This is a genomic window from Microcoleus sp. C2D2 (assembly GCF_036702495.1).
GTDB lineage: Bacteria > Cyanobacteriota > Cyanobacteriia > Cyanobacteriales > Microcoleaceae > Microcoleus.
Window position 1 is genome coordinate 1 of sequence record NZ_JAUBTO010000110.1, and the last position, 16,859, is coordinate 16,859.

15 protein-coding genes and 1 tRNA gene are annotated in these 16,859 nt (G+C 45.7%); 14 read left to right on the forward strand and 2 right to left on the reverse strand.

Annotation, left to right across the window (positions count from 1 at the left end):
- Positions 1 to 433 precede the first annotated feature (433 nt).
- Both QUB61_RS27630 and QUB61_RS27635 read left to right on the forward strand, forming a co-directional pair.
- Positions 434 to 661 (forward strand): hypothetical protein, encoded by a 228-nt coding sequence (locus tag QUB61_RS27630; protein WP_333135784.1) that lies wholly within the window; start codon positions 434 to 436, stop codon positions 659 to 661.
- A 304-nt stretch (positions 662 to 965) separates the two neighbouring features.
- Entirely contained in the window at positions 966 to 2,051 is a 1,086-nt protein-coding gene (locus QUB61_RS27635; protein WP_333135781.1) for an amino acid ABC transporter substrate-binding protein, read from the forward strand.
- Positions 2,052 to 2,263: 212 nt separating this feature from the next.
- Here the strand turns inward: QUB61_RS27635 and QUB61_RS27640 are convergent, their stop codons facing one another.
- Positions 2,264 to 2,494 carry a hypothetical protein gene (locus QUB61_RS27640; RefSeq protein ID WP_333135779.1) on the reverse strand — a complete coding sequence of 77 codons (231 nt, stop codon included), beginning with the start codon at positions 2,492 to 2,494 and terminating at the stop codon, positions 2,264 to 2,266.
- Between QUB61_RS27640 and QUB61_RS27645 the strand changes: the two genes are divergently transcribed.
- The 8 genes from QUB61_RS27645 to QUB61_RS27680 all read left to right on the forward strand — a co-directional run bounded on the left by QUB61_RS27645 (position 2,477) and on the right by QUB61_RS27680 (position 10,884).
- Positions 2,477 to 3,691 (forward strand): ABC transporter permease subunit, encoded by a 1,215-nt coding sequence (locus QUB61_RS27645; RefSeq protein WP_333135778.1) that lies wholly within the window; start codon positions 2,477 to 2,479, stop codon positions 3,689 to 3,691. The two genes, QUB61_RS27640 and QUB61_RS27645, sit on opposite strands and share 18 nt — an antisense overlap.
- 46 nt (positions 3,692 to 3,737) lie before the next feature.
- Entirely contained in the window at positions 3,738 to 4,337 is a 600-nt protein-coding gene (locus QUB61_RS27650; protein ID WP_333135775.1) for a hypothetical protein, read from the forward strand.
- A 16-nt stretch (positions 4,338 to 4,353) separates the two neighbouring features.
- The gene (locus QUB61_RS27655; RefSeq protein WP_333135773.1) at positions 4,354 to 5,580 is read left to right on the forward strand and encodes an amino acid ABC transporter permease; all 1,227 of its coding nucleotides are present in this window, start codon (positions 4,354 to 4,356) and stop codon (positions 5,578 to 5,580) included.
- Between the two features lie 71 nt (positions 5,581 to 5,651).
- Positions 5,652 to 6,404, forward strand: a complete 753-nt coding sequence (locus QUB61_RS27660) for an amino acid ABC transporter ATP-binding protein (RefSeq protein WP_333135771.1) — start codon at positions 5,652 to 5,654, stop codon at positions 6,402 to 6,404.
- 312 nt (positions 6,405 to 6,716) lie between these two features.
- The gene (uvrC, locus tag QUB61_RS27665; RefSeq protein ID WP_333135769.1) at positions 6,717 to 8,768 is read left to right on the forward strand and encodes an excinuclease ABC subunit UvrC; all 2,052 of its coding nucleotides are present in this window, start codon (positions 6,717 to 6,719) and stop codon (positions 8,766 to 8,768) included.
- A gap of 151 nt (positions 8,769 to 8,919) precedes the next feature.
- Positions 8,920 to 8,990: transfer RNA gene (locus QUB61_RS27670), tRNA-Gly, on the forward strand.
- A 437-nt stretch (positions 8,991 to 9,427) separates the two neighbouring features.
- On the forward strand, positions 9,428 to 10,144 hold the full coding sequence (locus tag QUB61_RS27675) for an actin-binding WH2 domain-containing protein (RefSeq protein WP_333133964.1): 717 nt from the start codon (positions 9,428 to 9,430) through the stop codon (positions 10,142 to 10,144).
- Between the two features lie 29 nt (positions 10,145 to 10,173).
- A complete protein-coding gene (locus QUB61_RS27680; RefSeq protein WP_333133963.1) occupies positions 10,174 to 10,884 on the forward strand; it encodes a hypothetical protein in 711 nt (236 codons plus the stop codon).
- A 192-nt stretch (positions 10,885 to 11,076) separates the two neighbouring features.
- Here the strand turns inward: QUB61_RS27680 and mutS are convergent, their stop codons facing one another.
- Positions 11,077 to 13,704, reverse strand: a complete 2,628-nt coding sequence (gene mutS / locus QUB61_RS27685; RefSeq protein ID WP_333133965.1) for a DNA mismatch repair protein MutS — start codon at positions 13,702 to 13,704, stop codon at positions 11,077 to 11,079.
- A 774-nt stretch (positions 13,705 to 14,478) separates the two neighbouring features.
- Here mutS and QUB61_RS27690 point away from each other — a divergent pair.
- The 4 genes from QUB61_RS27690 (at position 14,479) to QUB61_RS27705 (ending at position 16,754) form a co-directional block, all read left to right on the forward strand.
- The gene (locus QUB61_RS27690; protein ID WP_333133962.1) at positions 14,479 to 15,645 is read left to right on the forward strand and encodes a zinc-dependent alcohol dehydrogenase; all 1,167 of its coding nucleotides are present in this window, start codon (positions 14,479 to 14,481) and stop codon (positions 15,643 to 15,645) included.
- A 27-nt stretch (positions 15,646 to 15,672) separates the two neighbouring features.
- Positions 15,673 to 15,882, forward strand: a complete 210-nt coding sequence (locus QUB61_RS27695) for an acetyltransferase (protein ID WP_333133961.1) — start codon at positions 15,673 to 15,675, stop codon at positions 15,880 to 15,882.
- 373 nt (positions 15,883 to 16,255) lie between these two features.
- Positions 16,256 to 16,603 carry a manganese catalase family protein gene (locus QUB61_RS27700; RefSeq protein WP_333133960.1) on the forward strand — a complete coding sequence of 116 codons (348 nt, stop codon included), beginning with the start codon at positions 16,256 to 16,258 and terminating at the stop codon, positions 16,601 to 16,603.
- The gene (locus QUB61_RS27705; RefSeq protein ID WP_333133959.1) at positions 16,581 to 16,754 is read left to right on the forward strand and encodes a manganese catalase family protein; all 174 of its coding nucleotides are present in this window, start codon (positions 16,581 to 16,583) and stop codon (positions 16,752 to 16,754) included. The genes QUB61_RS27700 and QUB61_RS27705 overlap by 23 nt, the downstream gene beginning before the upstream one ends.
- Positions 16,755 to 16,859: the final 105 nt, after the last annotated feature.

Genomic DNA, 16,859 nt, shown 5'->3' on the forward strand with positions numbered 1-16,859 from the left:
TAATGGTTCTTGTGGGTTGGGCGTCCCGCCCGTCCTTTTTGGCCGGGCGGGACGCCCATCCCACTTTCCTTGTGGAAGTTATTTAATTCTCATTCCTATACAATTTAAATTCGCCACAGCTTAATTAATTTGCTGGCCAACCCGGCAGGAGTGCCCGATCCCCGAAAGCTCCTGGTAGCCCCACGAGCTACAGTATGTAAAGATTTTTAATGTTTTATCAAGATTTTGATCTCAATGTGACGAAATTCGGAACTCTTATAACATCTTGTGTTTTGTAGCTTGTCACACTGCTGTATTGAGTTATTCTGATCAAATATAAAATAATCATTAAGCCGATGGCTCAGAGGGTGCTTTTCGTCGATCGGCTTGAGACAAAGACCAGGTTTTCGCCCAGCCCGCCCATTAACCGCGTATTTACGCTCAAGGAGGTTTTATGACTCCCATCATGTTACGTCAACTTTGGTCGTTAATTGAGACCACCCAAGCTACTCTGTTAGTGAATTTGGACGATGCCACCCTGGTCCAGTGGCTGCTGAAGCAGTTGAAGATGAACTCTGCGCTTAATGGCAAAGAAGCAGATTTGTTGAACGAATACATCCAGTCTCGGCTGTGCCTAATCCGCGATTTAGCTGAGCAGCGCCTAGCACCAGAGCTAATGTGAGCCAATTCAATCAAAATCCGATAAATATTGCAGAGAAGGGCGATCGCCGCGGGCAAAAATAGCAGCAAAGAAACCCACTTTCTAGGATAAATCTTGGGTTGGACGGCAGTGCCTCCAGCCAGAAACCGGGTTTCTAACTCTGGGCGCCCAGCTTGCTCAAAAAAAAACACAGGCGGGTAGCTGGTGCAGTGGCCCAAGTGCAGCACGCGATCCAGAACGGCTAATTTGAAGGCGGAGGCTGTTGGATCGGCCGATCTCGACAGCTACAAGCTAGGATGGTCGGGAAAGCGTTCTACTAAAATCTATGCGTAAATGGGGATTTCTGCTGCTAGCAAGTATGTTGTGTGTGGCACCGCTGGCGTCTTGTAGGGATCGATCGGCACAAACCGGACAAACAACAGCAACAACTACTGCAGGCGGCAACTCGCAACAAGGTTCCAGCCGGATAGATACAATTGTCAGCCGCGGCAAACTGATTTGTGGCATCAGCGGCGAACTGCCGGGTTTTAGCTTTGTAGACGAAAAAGGCAAATATTCGGGACTGGATGTGGATGTGTGCAGGGCTGTGGCGGCGGCAATATTTGACGATCCCGAAAAAGTCGAGTACCGAAAGCTCAACGCTAAAGATAGATTTACAGTTCTCCAGGCCGGAGAAATCGACATTCTCAGCCGAAATACCACCTACACGGCCAGCCGCGACACCACTACCGGACTGGAATTTGCCCCGGTGATCTTTTATGATTCTCAAAGCATCATGGTCAAAAAAGACAGCGGCATCAAAACTTTAAAAGATTTTGCCGGCAAATCTATCTGCGTGCAGACAGGTACGAGCACCGAACAAAATTTGTCCGACCAAATGCGAAAATTAGGAGTTAAATACACTCCTGTCGTGTTTGAAGAGGTGAATACTACCTTTGCTACTTATCAAGAAGGGCGCTGTCAAGGTGTTACGGCCGACCGATCGCAGCTAGTCTCGAAGCGGACAACTCTGCCGAATTCCGAGAATAATGTTGTTTTGCCGATCGTGATGTCAAAAGAACCCTTAGCCCCAGCGGTGAAAAGCGGCGATCCTAAATGGTCTGACGCGGTGAGATGGATCATTTTTGCGGCGATTGAAGCTGAAGATTTGGGAATTAATTCAGGAAATGTAGACCAAATTATTGCAAGCAGTACAGACCCAAACGTCAAACGTTTGCTAGGAAAAGAAGGAGATTTAGGTAAAGGTTTCGGACTCCCGAACGACTACGCCGTCCGCGTTGTTAAGAAAGTGGGGAATTACGGCGAAATGTACGATCGCAACCTCGGTCCCAAAAGTACACTCAAGTTAGAACGGGGTCAAAACAAACTTTGGAAAGATGGCGGTTTGCTTTACTCGCCGCCGTTCCGCTAATTTTAGTTAACTGTTGACTGTTGACTGTTAACTGTTAACTGTTGACCGTTGACTGTTAACAGTCACGCACCAAAGCTATGTAGGGTGCGTGACGGTCAAAATCCCGATCGCCAATTGAGTAACTATCAAGTCACGCACCAAAGCTATGTAGAGTGCGTGACTTGAAAAATCCCGATCGCCGGTCGAGTAACTATCAAGTCACGTACCAAAGCTCAATCTAGCCTGAATTTGCCAGCAGATTTATCAAATATAGCAACCGCCAAGACGGTGAGGACATTCTTAATCGCTGAAACCCTTGCTATTACTTCTTCTTCCTTCTTCCTTCTTCCTTCTTCCTGACATCCGTTACATCCGTTACATCCGTTACATCCCGTACATTGCTCGTTGCCGAACTTCCTTCTTCCTTCTGCTATATAATTTAAGTTATGAATCCCGAACCTCAACCAGACAAATCGCAGAAATTGCCCAAATTTAAAGATATATCAAAACTCCTGCGGGACGATCGCTTCTGGAAAATAGCCGGACAGGCGATCGCCCTAATTTTAGTAATAGTTGTTATCGCGATTCTCTGGGACAATCTGAGCGCCAATTACTCGCAACTGGGGATTGCATTTGGATTTGATTTTCTCAATTCCCAAGCATCTTTTGACATCGGCGAAAGCGTGATTCCCTACAGTCCCGAAAACAGTTACAGACAAGCTTATTTTGTCGGTTTAATCAACTCGCTGCGGGTGATGGGTATCGGCATTATTTTCGCAACCGTGGCGGGTTTGACGGTAGGAATTGCGCGCCTTTCCGACAATTGGCTGCTGCGGAGTTTGGCTGGTTTGTATGTGGAAATTTTGCGAAATACGCCGTTATTGCTGCAATTATTTTTCTGGTATTTTGCAGTTTTCATTTCCCTGCCAAAACTCGAAGACAACCCGCAGTTACGCGGACCGATTTACTTGACAAATCGCGGTATTGCTGTACCAACACCCGTGGCGTTGCCGGGTTTTGAGATTTGGTTGATTTTGCTAACTGTCGGAGTTTTGGCGGCGGCGGCGCTGTGGATGTGGCGGGCGCGGGTGATGTTGGAAGAAGCTAAGCCGGGAAGACAGTTGTTTTGGGCTCTAGGTGCGATCGGGCTGAGTGCAATCTTAGCTTGGATTATTACCAAAAATCTGCCTTTTCGTCTAGATTTCCCCCGCCTGACACCAGCATTGCAACTCGAAGGAGGATTAAAATTCACTCCAGAATTTGCAGCCTTGGTGACAGGGCTCAGCTTGTATACTGGCAGTTACATTGCAGAAATTGTCCGGGCCGGAATTCAGTCAGTATCGAGAGGCCAGTGGGAAGCGGGAAAGTCTTTAGGGCTGAAGTCTGGAACAATGATGCGGATGGTAATTTTGCCGCAAGCTTTGCGGGTGATTGTGCCGCCTTTAACCAGTCAGTATCTGAACTTAGCTAAGAATTCGAGTTTAGCGGTTGCGGTTGCTTATCCCGACGTTTATTTTGTTGTGGGGTCTCCGACCTTGAATCAGACCGGTCGGGCGATCGAAGCAATGGTAATTATCATGGTAACATATCTAACAATTAGTTTGATAGTTTCTCTGTTCATGAATTGGTACAATAAAACCGTACAAATCAAGGAAAGGTAACTGCTGACTATTTGAGATTTTTGATGGAGGATTAAACGAGAATAAAATGGCATACAGTGATTTTAGTTTAGCCAAAGTATCTAAAACTTTTGAACTTAAAATTTTAGATGCAGTTAATATGTTTTATGCTATCCCAGAGTTGGAAAGTAGTAATTTCTTAGTAGAAACCCTTCTATATACTGTGCCATTAGCTATTAGCAGTAATACGGAAAAAGCTCGCTCTGAAATGATTATTGCACCAATTTTGATCGAACTGAGAAAACAGTTAAATTCGGAAATTAGCTTTTTTTCAGGAATAGACTTTACAATCGATCCCGAAAAAGGATTAAATGGAAATTGCGATTTTCTAATTAGTCGTTCTCCGGAATTATTAATTCTTACCGCACCAGTAATTATCATTGTAGAAGCCAAAAAGGAAAATATTAATGGCGGATTGGGACAGTGCGTAGCAGAAATGCTAGGCGCTAGAATATTTAATGAACGTGAAGGCAACGATATTCCTGCGATTTTTGGCGCTGTTACTAGCGGGACTAACTGGAGATTTCTAAAACTAAAAGACCAAGTAATTGAAATAGATTTAACAGAGTATTACCTCAGAGATGTTAATAAAATTTTAGGAATCTTAGCGAACAGTATTAGAAATTAATAATAACTAAAAACTGATGGAAACAATACCTGTATTACCGCCCCCAGCCACTGAATCGCCTACCCCTTGGAATTGGGCGCGCAAAAATTTATTTAGTACCTGGTACAACAGCATTCTGACAGTAGTTTGCCTAATTGTCGCCTTCCAAACTATTAAAGGAATTATCGTTTGGGCAACAACAAAAGCTCAATGGCGCGTGTTAGAAGCCAACTTGCCGCTATTTTTCGCCGGCAGATTTCCCAGCGAATCCTACTGGCGGCTGTGGATAGTAGCCGCCATAATTGCCTTGTTGGGAGGATTAACTTGGGGAAACATTCAGCGGCAAGAACGTCTTTGGAATCCGCCTTTACTAATTATACTCGGTGCTGCGGTTGTGGTTGCGGTCATTTCGCCGATCGACCTAACCTCTCGCCTCTACCTCTTAGGAATTATTATCGCAGCCGCCGCCAGCTATACCATCGGAAGGCAAATAAACCCCAACCCCTCCTCGCCCCCCCGAAGCTTGGGGGGGGTTAGCTGGATGCCGACAATTTGGGTTCTTTCCTTCCCAATAATTTTGTGGCTAATTAAAGGCGGGTTAGGTTTGACAGAAGTGTCAACAAATGATTGGGGCGGTTTAGTATTGACACTGTTTTTAGCAGTTATTAGTATTGTGCTTTCCTTTCCTTTGGGAGTATTGCTAGCACTCGGCAGACAAAGTTCTTTGCCAGTTGTAAGATTGTTATCAACATTATACATTGAAATTATTCGCGGTTTACCATTAATTGGCATTTTGTTTTTAGGTCAAGTGATGCTGCAACTCTTCTTACCGCCAGAATATCCGAAATTAGATAGAGTGATTAGAGCCATTGCTGGATTAACCTTATTTAGTGCGGCATACTTGGCAGAAAACGTGCGCGGTGGCTTGCAGGCCGTGCCCAGGGGACAAATAGAAGCAGCTAGGTCGATCGGGCTGAATACACCCCTGCTGACAATACTAATTGTACTGCCTCAAGCACTGCGAACAGTCATTCCGGCGATCGGCGGTCAATTCATCGGATTATTTATGGATACATCACTGCTATCTCTATTCGGAATGTTAGAATTAGTAGGCATATCCCGCGCAGTTTTAGCAAATCCATCCTATATCGGCAGGTACGCCGAAGTTTACCTATTCATCGGCATCATTTATTGGATATTTTGCTACTCAATGTCCCTAGCAAGCCGCAAAATAGAGCGAACCTTAGAAGTAGGCCAGCGCTAAAAACTCATCTACATTCATCAGCGTTCATCAGCGTACATCTGCCGACATCTGCGGTTAAAAAATAAAAAAATATGGAAACTCAACCCCCAATCCCCGAACAAGTAATCGTAGCAGAAAACGTCCACAAATGGTACGGACAATTTCACGTACTGCGAGGTGTCAGCATGACCGTAAACCGAGGTGAAGTCGTTGTAGTGATGGGCCCATCTGGTTCGGGAAAATCGACATTTATTCGCACATTCAACGCATTAGAAGAATACCAACAAGGTAAAATTACGATCGACGGAATAGAACTTTCCCACGACTTGCGCAACATCGAGACAATCCGCCGCGAAGTAGGAATGGTGTTTCAGCAATTCAACCTATTTCCCCACTTATCAGTCTTGCAAAACGTCATGCTAGCGCCTGTGTGGGTGCGTCGATGGCCGAAAAAAAAAGCCGAAGAAGTGGCCATGCAACTCTTAGAAAGAGTGGGAATATTGGAACAAGCAAAAAAATATCCCGGACAGTTGTCTGGGGGACAGCAGCAGCGGGTCGCTATTGCACGTTCTCTAGCAATGCAGCCTAAAATCATGCTGTTTGATGAACCGACATCAGCATTAGACCCGGAGATGGTGCGGGAAGTTTTAGATGTAATGCGAAATTTGGCTCAAACTGGAATTACAATGGTAGTGGTGACTCACGAAGTCGGGTTTGCGCGCGAAGTTGCCGATCGAATTGTGTTGATGGATGGCGGCGTTTTAGTTGAAGAAGCGAAGCCGGAAGAGTTTTTTCAGAACCCGAAGGAAGAACGCACGCGCAAGTTTTTATCTCAAATTTTGTGAACTGGACTTACGTACCGCGTACCAAAAACCCGGTGTCTAAGCAGTATTTAGCCACGATTCATAAAATTGTTTTTAGAAAAAATTATATTATGTCTGGCAAAATAACCGTTATAGGTAGTGAGAACTTCACTCCTAACTACCTACGAATTTTACGATCGTCGATCGAGGGCAGATAATATTAGTCTAGCGCATTAACAAGAAACTGGCAACGCAGCTCGGTCCGCGTTCTGTAGTTTTGATTTGGTATGGATTGGCTTGACCCGGATGACCGCGTTACAATGGTATATATAAGCCAGAAAATCTCAATTTTATATGCCAGCAATAAAAACACTGCCACTGGTTAAAGATGCTGAACGCTTGGAAAGTCGCCTCAAAGAAATTCCGGCGGTTCCGGGTGTATATTTAATGCGCGATGAGGGCGATCGCATCCTTTACATTGGCAAATCAAAAAAACTCAGAAACCGCGTCCGTTCCTACTTCCGCGAAAGCCAAAATCTCAGTCCCCGCATCGCGATGATGGTGCAGCAAGTACGAGAAATTGAATTCATCGCCACAGACACAGAAGCGGAAGCTTTAGCCTTAGAAGCAAACCTCGTAAAACAGCACCAACCTTACTTTAATGTGCTCCTCAAAGATGATAAAAAATATCCTTATTTGTGCATAACTTGGTCCGAGGAATACCCGCGCATTTTTATCACCCGCAAACGCCGCGCCGCCAGTGCAAAAGACCGCTATTACGGCCCTTACGTCGATACAGGGGCGCTGCGGAGTACGCTACATTTAATTAAGCGAATTTTCCCCCTGCGGCAGCGCCCTCAACCGTTGTTTAAAGACCGTCCCTGTCTCAACTACGACATCGGCCGCTGCGTTGGCGTTTGTCAAGGGTTAACTTCGCCGGAGGAATACCGAAAAATCCTCCAGAAAGTAGCGATGATTTTCCAGGGAAGAACTCAGGAATTACTCGATTTGTTAGCGCCGCAAATGGAACAAGCTGCCGAAGATTTAAACTTTGAAACGGCGGCGCGCATTCGCGATCAAATTAAGGGTTTGCAGTCTTTGAGTGCGGGTCAAAAAGTCTCTTTGCCAGACGATACGGTTTCCAGAGATGCGATCGCACTTGCGGCAGACACCCAGCACGCTTGCGTCCAATTGTTCCAAATTCGCGCAGGTCAACTGGTCGCCAGGTTGGGATTTATGGCGGAAATACCCTCCCAACTCCCCCTGGAAAAGGGGGGGCAAGAGTTATCTCAATCTATTGTAAAAGAGGGGGAAGAGTTATCTCAACTTTCTCTTTCCTCCCCCCCTGGGCAAGGGGAAGAAGGAGGGGGGGTAGAGGCCGGAGCGATTTTGCAGCGGGTGTTGGAAGAACACTATCAAAATGTCGAATCCGTAGAAATTCCCAGCGAAATTTTAGTGCAGTACGAATTGCCAGAAGGGGAAATATTATCAGATTGGTTGAGCAACCGTAAGGGGCGAAAAGTTACGATTTTGGCGCCGCAGCGGCAAACTAAGGCTGAGTTGATTGAGATGGTGGAACGCAATGCTGAGTATGAATTGGCGAGAATGCAAAGATTGAGCGATCGCAATTCTCAAGCAATGGAAGATTTAGCAGAAATTCTCGATTTGCCAGAAGTTCCTCGCCGCATTGAAGGTTACGATATTTCTCACATTCAAGGTTCCGACGCCGTAGCTTCCCGCGTCGTATTTATTGACGGTTTGCCGGCCAATCAACACTACCGCCATTACAAAATTAAAAATCCTGAAATTAAATCGGGTCATTCTGATGATTTTGCTAGTTTAGCAGAAGTTATCGGTCGCCGATTCCGAGGAGTGAAGGAAGAAGGAAGAGGGAAGATGGAAGAGGGATTTAGGGATTTAGAAGAACCGGAAGAAATCAGCAATTTCTCATCGGTTTCTCATACTATTTCCGACAAACCAGACTTAATTATGATAGATGGCGGCAAAGGTCAACTGTCAGCAGTTGTAGCAGTTTTGCGGGAGATGAATTTGCTAGAAGAGTTGCGCGTTGTCAGTTTGGCAAAGCAGCGAGAGGAGATATTTTTACCGGGGGAATCTTTGCCGCTGCCAACTAATTCTGAGCAGCCTGGAGTACAATTATTGCGCCGGGTGCGGGATGAGGCGCACAGATTTGCTGTGAGTTTTCACCGGGATCGAAGAAGCGAGAGAATGAAGCGATCGCGCCTTGATGAAATTCCCGGATTGGGACACCACCGACAAAAACAATTGTTAGCACATTTTCGGTCGATCGACTACCTCCGTTTAGCGACTCCCGAACAGTTGGCACAAGTTTCTGGGATTGGCCCGCGTCTGGCTGCTCAAATTTACGATTATTTTCATCCGTAAAGCCTTACCCAGCATCGGAGACGGGGATTTTAGGCGTTCGCGGGCGATCGGCCCGCAAGTCCCTATTGAGCCACTGTGAGGGAGGTCTTCAAAAATTTTGCACAGACCTATTGCAATCCCCAGAGACTTGTGGTATGTTTAGTTTCTGTGTGCGGGCATAGTTTAGTGGTAAAACTTTAGCCTTCCAAGCTAACTATGCGGGTTCGATTCCCGCTGCCCGCTTCTATCTATAAAAACCTCAAACTAACGAGAAATCAACGGTTTGAGGTTTTTTATTGCCTAGAATAGGGGTGAGTTGCGGGTCAAAGTGACTATCAAATGACTACGAAATGACTATTAATATCGTTTCCGGTTGCATCGGAATGATAAAGTCAAGGTCAATAATCCCACATTCCCCGACTCCCGACTCCCGACTCCCGACTCCCCATCATTCCGGTGTAACCGGAATTGATATAAATGACCTTTTTGGATACGATTTGGAGACAATGTGACTAGAATTTGACAAGAAATATCCAGCCGATAGTCAATAGCGGTAAGGTGCGCGGCCCAAGAGCACCCTACATAATTAGGTTCTGTGTAAGTCCTGTATCTGCAAGAATAATTGGTTAACATAGCGTGCCCTGATTTGCCAAGATTGCCGATCGAACTCAGCTTGAGTTATGACTGATTCAGAGTCGCATCAGTCACAAGGAGAGCCCGTGAAATATTTTTCAGTAGTAATGTATTTGCTGCGGGAACGGCAACAGTTTCTCGAAGAAATTCGCCAAGGTGTCAAGCTCAAATCTAAAATTTTCGGTTTGTTGATTTCTAGTACCGTATTTTTTGGCATTTACGGAGCGATATTAGGTGCATCTAGTACGTGGATGCAAAGTCTGGTTTCAGCAATTAAGTTGCCAGCACTTTACTTGCTGACGCTGATTATCTGCTTTCCCACCCTGTACTTTTTTAATGTCATGTTTGGTTCAAAACGAACTTTTGAGCAGTATTTGACATTGTTGATGACAGCGATGGCGATGATTAGCGTTTTGCTGTTTGGATTTGCACCTGTTAGTCTGTTTTTTCTTCTAAGCAGTCCCAATTACAATTTTTTTCTGGTTTTGAATGTTGCTATTATGGCAATCACAGGATTTTTAGGGGTAAGTTTCATTTATCAAGGAATGCACTTTCTGTCCGAACAAGATGCGGAAGGCAAAGACATCAGGCTAAATATTTTGCGCTTTTGGTTGGGACTTTATGCGTTTGTTGGCACTCAGTTGGGATGGACGCTGAGACCGTTTTTTGGCTCGTCGGGAATGGCTTTTCAACTGTTCCGAAACCGAGAAAGCAATTTTTATATGAGTCTGTGGGAATCAATTAGGTCTCTGGGAGGATCGTAATTAATCCCAATTTAAGGAGATTTTAAAGAGTGATACAAGCTGATTTGGATGAGCTAAAGATTCCTGAGAAGGAGTTGGAGGATTTGAGCGGAATAGCTTTGAGCGACGGTTTTGCAGCGGATTTTTACCGACCTGCTACATTACGGGACGGCAAAAAGCTATTTTCTCTTTTGTTGAATGAGTTGCTAATATTTTGCGTGACATTAGTTGTTTCGCTGCCTGTTGCTTTACTGGCTAATCAACATAATGTTGGTTCATTTAGCGATGCTGAGATATTTGTCAGGGTTTTACAAATAACTTTGGGTTTGTCCCTGGCGATTACTGTTGCTTGGAATGTCTATAAATGGGTTAAGGCAAAGCCTCTGGCAACGCTGGCGGGTCTGCTGGATGAAGTTGAGAAGTATCATGAGGTGATTCAGGCTTTAGATATTATCGATCGCCTAACGGCTGCTGGCAATTTACAAGCCAATTTAATTAACCGAGGAGATGCAATTGAGGCATTACAGATTACTAGGGAAAGTTTGGTTTGTGCTTTGCAGACAGAAAGAATTCTTAGGGAAAATAAGGATTTTATCGGTCGCCGTTACGAGTTATTTGCTAATATTGAAAGTAATTTGGCTGCTTTGATGGCGGTGGATGTGAGCGATCGGGCGACTGAATACGGGCGGTTGCTGAATGAAGCTTTGGAAATTGGGATGAGCGTGCACAAAGAGGTAAGAAAGTTACAAAATGGGCGTTAGAGTTGCTGGAGAGTTCCTGGTTTGTAGTAAAAGTAGTAACTTCTATATTGCACCATGCTCAAGAACAGGCAGGATGCCTGTTCCACAAAAATTAATTTTTCTTGTGGGGCGGGCATCCTGCCCGCCCCTGAAAGGCTTATTGAAAATGGTGCAATATAGAAGTTACTACAATTTTTTTTCCCACCGGGAATTTCAATCTTCAAAAATATCCAACTGTTCGCCCTCCGACTCTTTTTTACCATTCTTTTTAACACCTTTCCGCAGCCCGATCGCAATTTTGCTATGTTTCTCAATCTGCTTCATCACCTGTCTCGCCCTATCAATCACCGACGGCGGTAAACCAGCTAATCTGCCCGCTTCAATTCCGTAAGATTTGTCAGCACCTCCCGGCTGAACTTGGTGCAAAAATACGATTTGATCCGGCAATTCTTTCACTGTTACCTGATAATTTGCGACATTATCCAAAATAGAAGCTAACTCATTCAATTCGTGATAGTGAGTCGCAAAAATTGTCCGCGCCCGAATCTCGCTTGCTAAATATTCTGCCACAGACCAAGCAATCGAAAGTCCGTCAAAGGTTGCCGTTCCCCTGCCAATTTCATCTAACAACACCAATGATTGCGGCGTCGCGTGATTGAGAATATTTGCAGTTTCGTTCATTTCCACCATAAACGTAGACTGACCGGTTGCCAAATCATCTACTGCGCCGACGCGGGTAAAAATGCGATCGCAAATTCCCAAAGTCGCAGCTTTCGCCGGCACAAAACTGCCCATCTGGGCCATTAACTGGATCAAACCCACCTGCCGCAGGTAGCAGCTTTTGCCGCTAGCATTCGGCCCGGTTAAAATAATTAAATCTGGGCGGTTTAGCGATTCTTCCCGACCCAAAAAAGCAGAATTAGGTACAAAAAATCCCGGCGGCAAAGACTTTTCCACCACAGGATGACAACCTTCAATAATTTTAATTTCCCGACTTTCGGTCATAGTCGGGCGGCAGTAATCCTGGTAAACTGCTACTTCTGCCAAACCGCACAAAACATCGGCGGCGGCCACGGCGCGGGAAACGCTGCGAATAATGTCGGCTTGTTCTCCTACCTCCGATCGCACTTGAGCAAAAATATCGTATTCCAATTGATTTAAATCTTCCCGCGCTGTCAGAATTCGCACTTCCCTTTCTTTTAATTCTTCTGTACTGTAGCGTTCTTCATTGGTGAGAGTTTGCTTGCGGGTGTAGTCCTTCGGCACTTGGTCTACTTTCGATTTGGTAATGCTGATGTAATAGCCGAAAGCTTTATTGTAGCCTACTTTTAAATTAGAAATTCCCGTGCGCTGTCTCTCAGTTGCTTCTAAATTTGCAATCCATTCTTGGTCTGCTGATGCAGTGTGGCGCATTTCATCTAGCATGGCATTGATTCCCGAGCGAATCAAACCTCCTTCTTTTAAATGAATCGGCGGTTCATCAACTAAATGAGCGTGAATTGTATTTGCTAATTCTTCTAGAATTGGCGGTACATTTTGCAGCGCTTTCAAATAGGGCGAGATCCCTTGGGCTGCGATCGAGGCTAATGTCGGCAGTTTTCCCAAAGAATCAGCTAAAGCGACCAAATCCCGCGCGCTAGCTGTTCCCGAACCGGCGCGGCCTGTCAGTCTTTCGATGTCGTAAATTTGGCGCAGCAACTGCTGCAAATCTTGGCGCAGGGCGTTATTTTCTACTAATTCTTGAATCGTGTCGTGTCGGGCGCAAATGCCTTTAATGTTGAGCAAAGGTTGCAGCACCCAGCGGCGCAAAGCGCGGCCTCCCATGGCGGTGCTGGTTTTGTCTATAGCCCACAGCAGCGACCCGTGAAAAACCCCATCTCTCACTGTTTGAGTAATTTCGAGATTGCGGCGGGTTTGGTAGTCGAGTATGAGAAAATCGGTGAGAGTGTAAGTGTGCAATCTTTGCAAAGAAACTGCTTTTTCCTTTTGAGTTTCTTCGATATATTGCAGCAAACCGCCGGCGGCGCGCACTGCGAGGGAAAGGTGGCCGCATCCCATGCCTTCGAGCGATCGCACTTTGAACTTTTGCAGGATTCTCTGTTTTGCTTCGGACAAAGTAAACGGAACTTGCGATCGCAAAGAATAGCAGAATGAATTCGGCAAACAATCGGGCAAATGCTCGGATTTCTCTCCGGGCCTCAACATAGTCACCAAATCCGGCGCATTAGTCGGTACCAAGACTTCCGAAGGCTGCAAGCGCAGCAATTCTAGGGTTAATTGTTCTAAACTGTCTGCTTGGGTAGTGACGAATTCTCCCGTAGAAATATCTGTATAAGCCAATCCCCAATGTTCCCCAGCAATGACGACTGCTGCTAAAAAATTATTTTGTCTGGGTTTGAGCATTCCGTCATCAGTCAACGTTCCGGGAGTGAGAATGCGGGTAATTTCTCGCTTGACTTGGCGGCCTTCTTTAGCAGCAATCGAGGCATCTTCAACTTGGTCGCAAACTACTACAGCATAGCCTTTTTCTACTAACATTGAGGTGTAGCGGTCGAGTGCGTGGTGCGGCACTCCTGTCATCGGCACTCTGCCGATTTCCTTGCCGCTTTCTTTGCTAGTACAAACAAGTTCTAATTCCTGCGAAATAGTAACTGCATCTTGGAAAAAACACTCAAAAAAATCTCCGACTCGAAACAATAAAAGTGCGTGGGGATACTGTTCTTTCACTTCCACATACCGCTGCATCATCGGCGTCAGCTTGGTGAATTCTAGTAGGCGGTGGTCGGCATTGCGGATGTTGGGTTGATTGGGGTCTGTTGGGGTAGATGCAGTGTAAGGCATAAAAGGCGATCGATAAATTTTAATCTTTAACAACTTTAGCGCAAGCTCGGCTTTTAGCTATAACTAATGATACAATATTTGACGATTAATCCTCCTTAAGCAGGGTGCGCGATTCTCCAGATTCGGGGGGAGTGTTCAGCTATACAAAAGTCACGCACCCTAGTTAATAATCCAGGATTTACGCATGGGCGCTCAGAAACCGGGTTTTTTGCCCAGAAGATGCCATGCAGCCCGCAAGAACAACCAAAAACTAAGGTGGTGAAGGTTGTAATCGATAAATCCGCTTTTTGTTGAGAAGTTTTCGGTCATCGCTTATCTAATGCGAACCCAACTATCGCAGCTAGTGAGATTAAGTGCGGAAATTTTATTTATTGTGAGAGGGTAGCGAGCGGCGATCGACAAAAACAACCTCATCCATCTCGCTGTTAGGTGTTATGGCAGAAGGAAAAAAGCTTTAGTTATCTAGGAGAGAAGGAAGAAGCAAGGATTTCAGTAATTAAGAACGTCCTAACCGTCGGGCGCGGTTGCTCTAACTGTTGGGGGTTAACAAAAGAACGTGAAATCCCCCGCAGTTTAGTCGGGGAATAAACTTGACATTTTTGTTATTTAAAACAGCCGGAAGATAGATTTGTAAATTATACCTCGGATAGAGATAAAATATATTTTATATGCTTAAAATTAAAATATCCAAGCAGGTAATTTATCGGCGTAGTAAATTTAAGATTGAGAATCAAAAATCTGCTAGCTAGTAGTTAACTAGAGGAAAAGGAAATAATGAAAGCTCTTTGCTGGCACGGAGCAAATGATGTGCGAGTTGATAATGTACCAGACCCAACAATTATCAATCCGCGCGATGCCATAGTTAAAATCACGTCTACAGCAATCTGCGGCTCGGATTTGCACCTCTATAATGGCTTCATCCCGACAATGCAATCGGGCGACATCATGGGGCACGAGTTCATGGGGGAAGTAGTCGAACTCGGCAGTCAAGTCAAGAACTTAAAAAAGGGCGATCGCGTCGTCATTCCTTTTACTATTTCTTGCGGCAGTTGCTTCTTTTGCAACCGCGATTTGTGGTCGCTGTGCGACAACTCCAACCCCAATGCTGGGCTGGCTGAAAAAATGTTCGGTCATTCGCCGGCGGGACTGTTTGGCTACTCGCATTTAACGGGCGGCTATGCAGGAGGTCAAGCAGAATACGCGCGGGTTCCGTTTGCAGATGTCGGCCCTTTAAAAATTCCCGACGGACTTTCTGACGAACAAGTATTGTTCCTCACCGATATCTTTCCTACCGGTTACATGGCGGCCGAAAACTGCGACATTCAGCCGGGGGATACTGTAGCAGTTTGGGGATGCGGGCCAGTCGGACAATTTGCGATCAGAAGCGCGTTTATGCTGGGGGCCGATCGAGTAATTGCGATCGACCGCATACCGGAACGCTTGCAAATGGCGGCCGCGGCCAAAGCTGAAATCATCAATTACGAAGAAATAGACGCCGGGGAAGCCGTCACCGAAATGACCGGGGGACGCGGACCCGACTCTTGCATCGACGCGGTGGGGATGGAAGCCCACGGCACCGGTCTCGACGCTTTGTACGACAAAGCCAAGCAAGCCGTGCGGTTGGAGAGCGATCGACCTACGGCCCTGCGACAAGCGATCCTTGCGTGTCGCAAGGGCGGCACAGTGTCAATTCCCGGCGTTTACGGCGGCTTCGTTGACAAAGTGCCATTAGGTGCAGCTTTCAACAAAGGCTTGACCCTGAAAATGGGACAGACGCACGTTCACCGCTATTTGCGGCCTTTGCTCGATCGCGTTCAAAAAGGCGAAATTGACCCGTCCTTTGTAATTACGCACCGAATGAAATTGGATGAAGCGCCCCACGCTTACGAAATTTTCAAACAGAAAAAAGACAACTGCATCAAAGTTGTCCTCAAACCCTAACTCGCATTTACCCTTCAAGGAAAAACTATGCTTTTACAAGAAAAAGAATCAGGCGACTTGATAGAAATCCTGGATGTAGATGCTTTAATCAGCCCTACAAAACAAGAAGTGCCGGGAAAAAATCAAGCAGGTGAAGAAGAGCAAGAGAAAGCAAATTTTCCAAAAAGTAAATTAGTGTTTCCTTCCGGTGAAGCTCTGCCGCGCTGTTGGACTGAGGAAAACTATCAAACTAGCTGATTCAAGACATTTCCCCTAGCCCCCCCTTGTTAAGGGGGGGACTGGAAGCTAGGGGTAGGGACACGGCACATAGCTGTCAGCTCAACCAGAAAAACCGCTCTCCCACAGGGGCTAAAACCCCTGCACGAGGGCGGTTTTGACATTTTTTTTGACACCCGGAGGACACGGCGCCGCGTGTCTATAAATATAATGTACGATCGACCAAATTTAATATGGTCTTTAGTTCGCGGGTCCGAAAAACCGCATTAAACCAAAGTGATAAAAATAACCGGGTTTGAGTTAATTTCTTTCTGACTAAAAGCTGATTCGCCTCGATCGTTGGCAGCGTTACAACTAATGAAAGTTAATCAAAAACACCTGGTAGGAATACCTCATGTTTTACCATAAGAAGCCACTACAGTATTACAAAAGACCAGAAAAGCCTGATGCCGTTTACGCCAAGAAAATACAAGAACTAATTGGCGGTACATTTGGCGAAATGACTGTGATGATGCAGTACCTATTTCAAGGTTGGAACTGCCGAGGTCCAGCCAAATATCGCGATATGCTGCTTGATGTCGGTACAGAAGAAATCGGGCATATCGAAATGCTAGCAACTATGATTGCTCACTTGTTAGATAAAGCTCCTGTATCTCTGCAAGAAGAAGGTTTCAAGGATGCTGTGGTTGGTGCTGTGATGGGTGGAAACAGCCCGCGAGATGCGATTCTGGAATCATTCTGAAGGTTCCGAAAGTAGCGAGGGACGCTGGGCGAAAGGCAAATCAATGGACGGCAAAGGCGAGTTTGAATATGTAGCCAATCCCCAACCATTAGGGCCAGAACCCGTACCCCCGCCGCCCGAACCCAAATTGCACGGTACTGGCATGAAATAGCCAATCAAAAAGTTAGTAGTGGAGTTTTCTGTCCCCCGATTGAGTAATTAAGTAATGAAGGACTAAAGTGCTTACTCCTAACCTAACAAAGACGAAAGTTCTTAC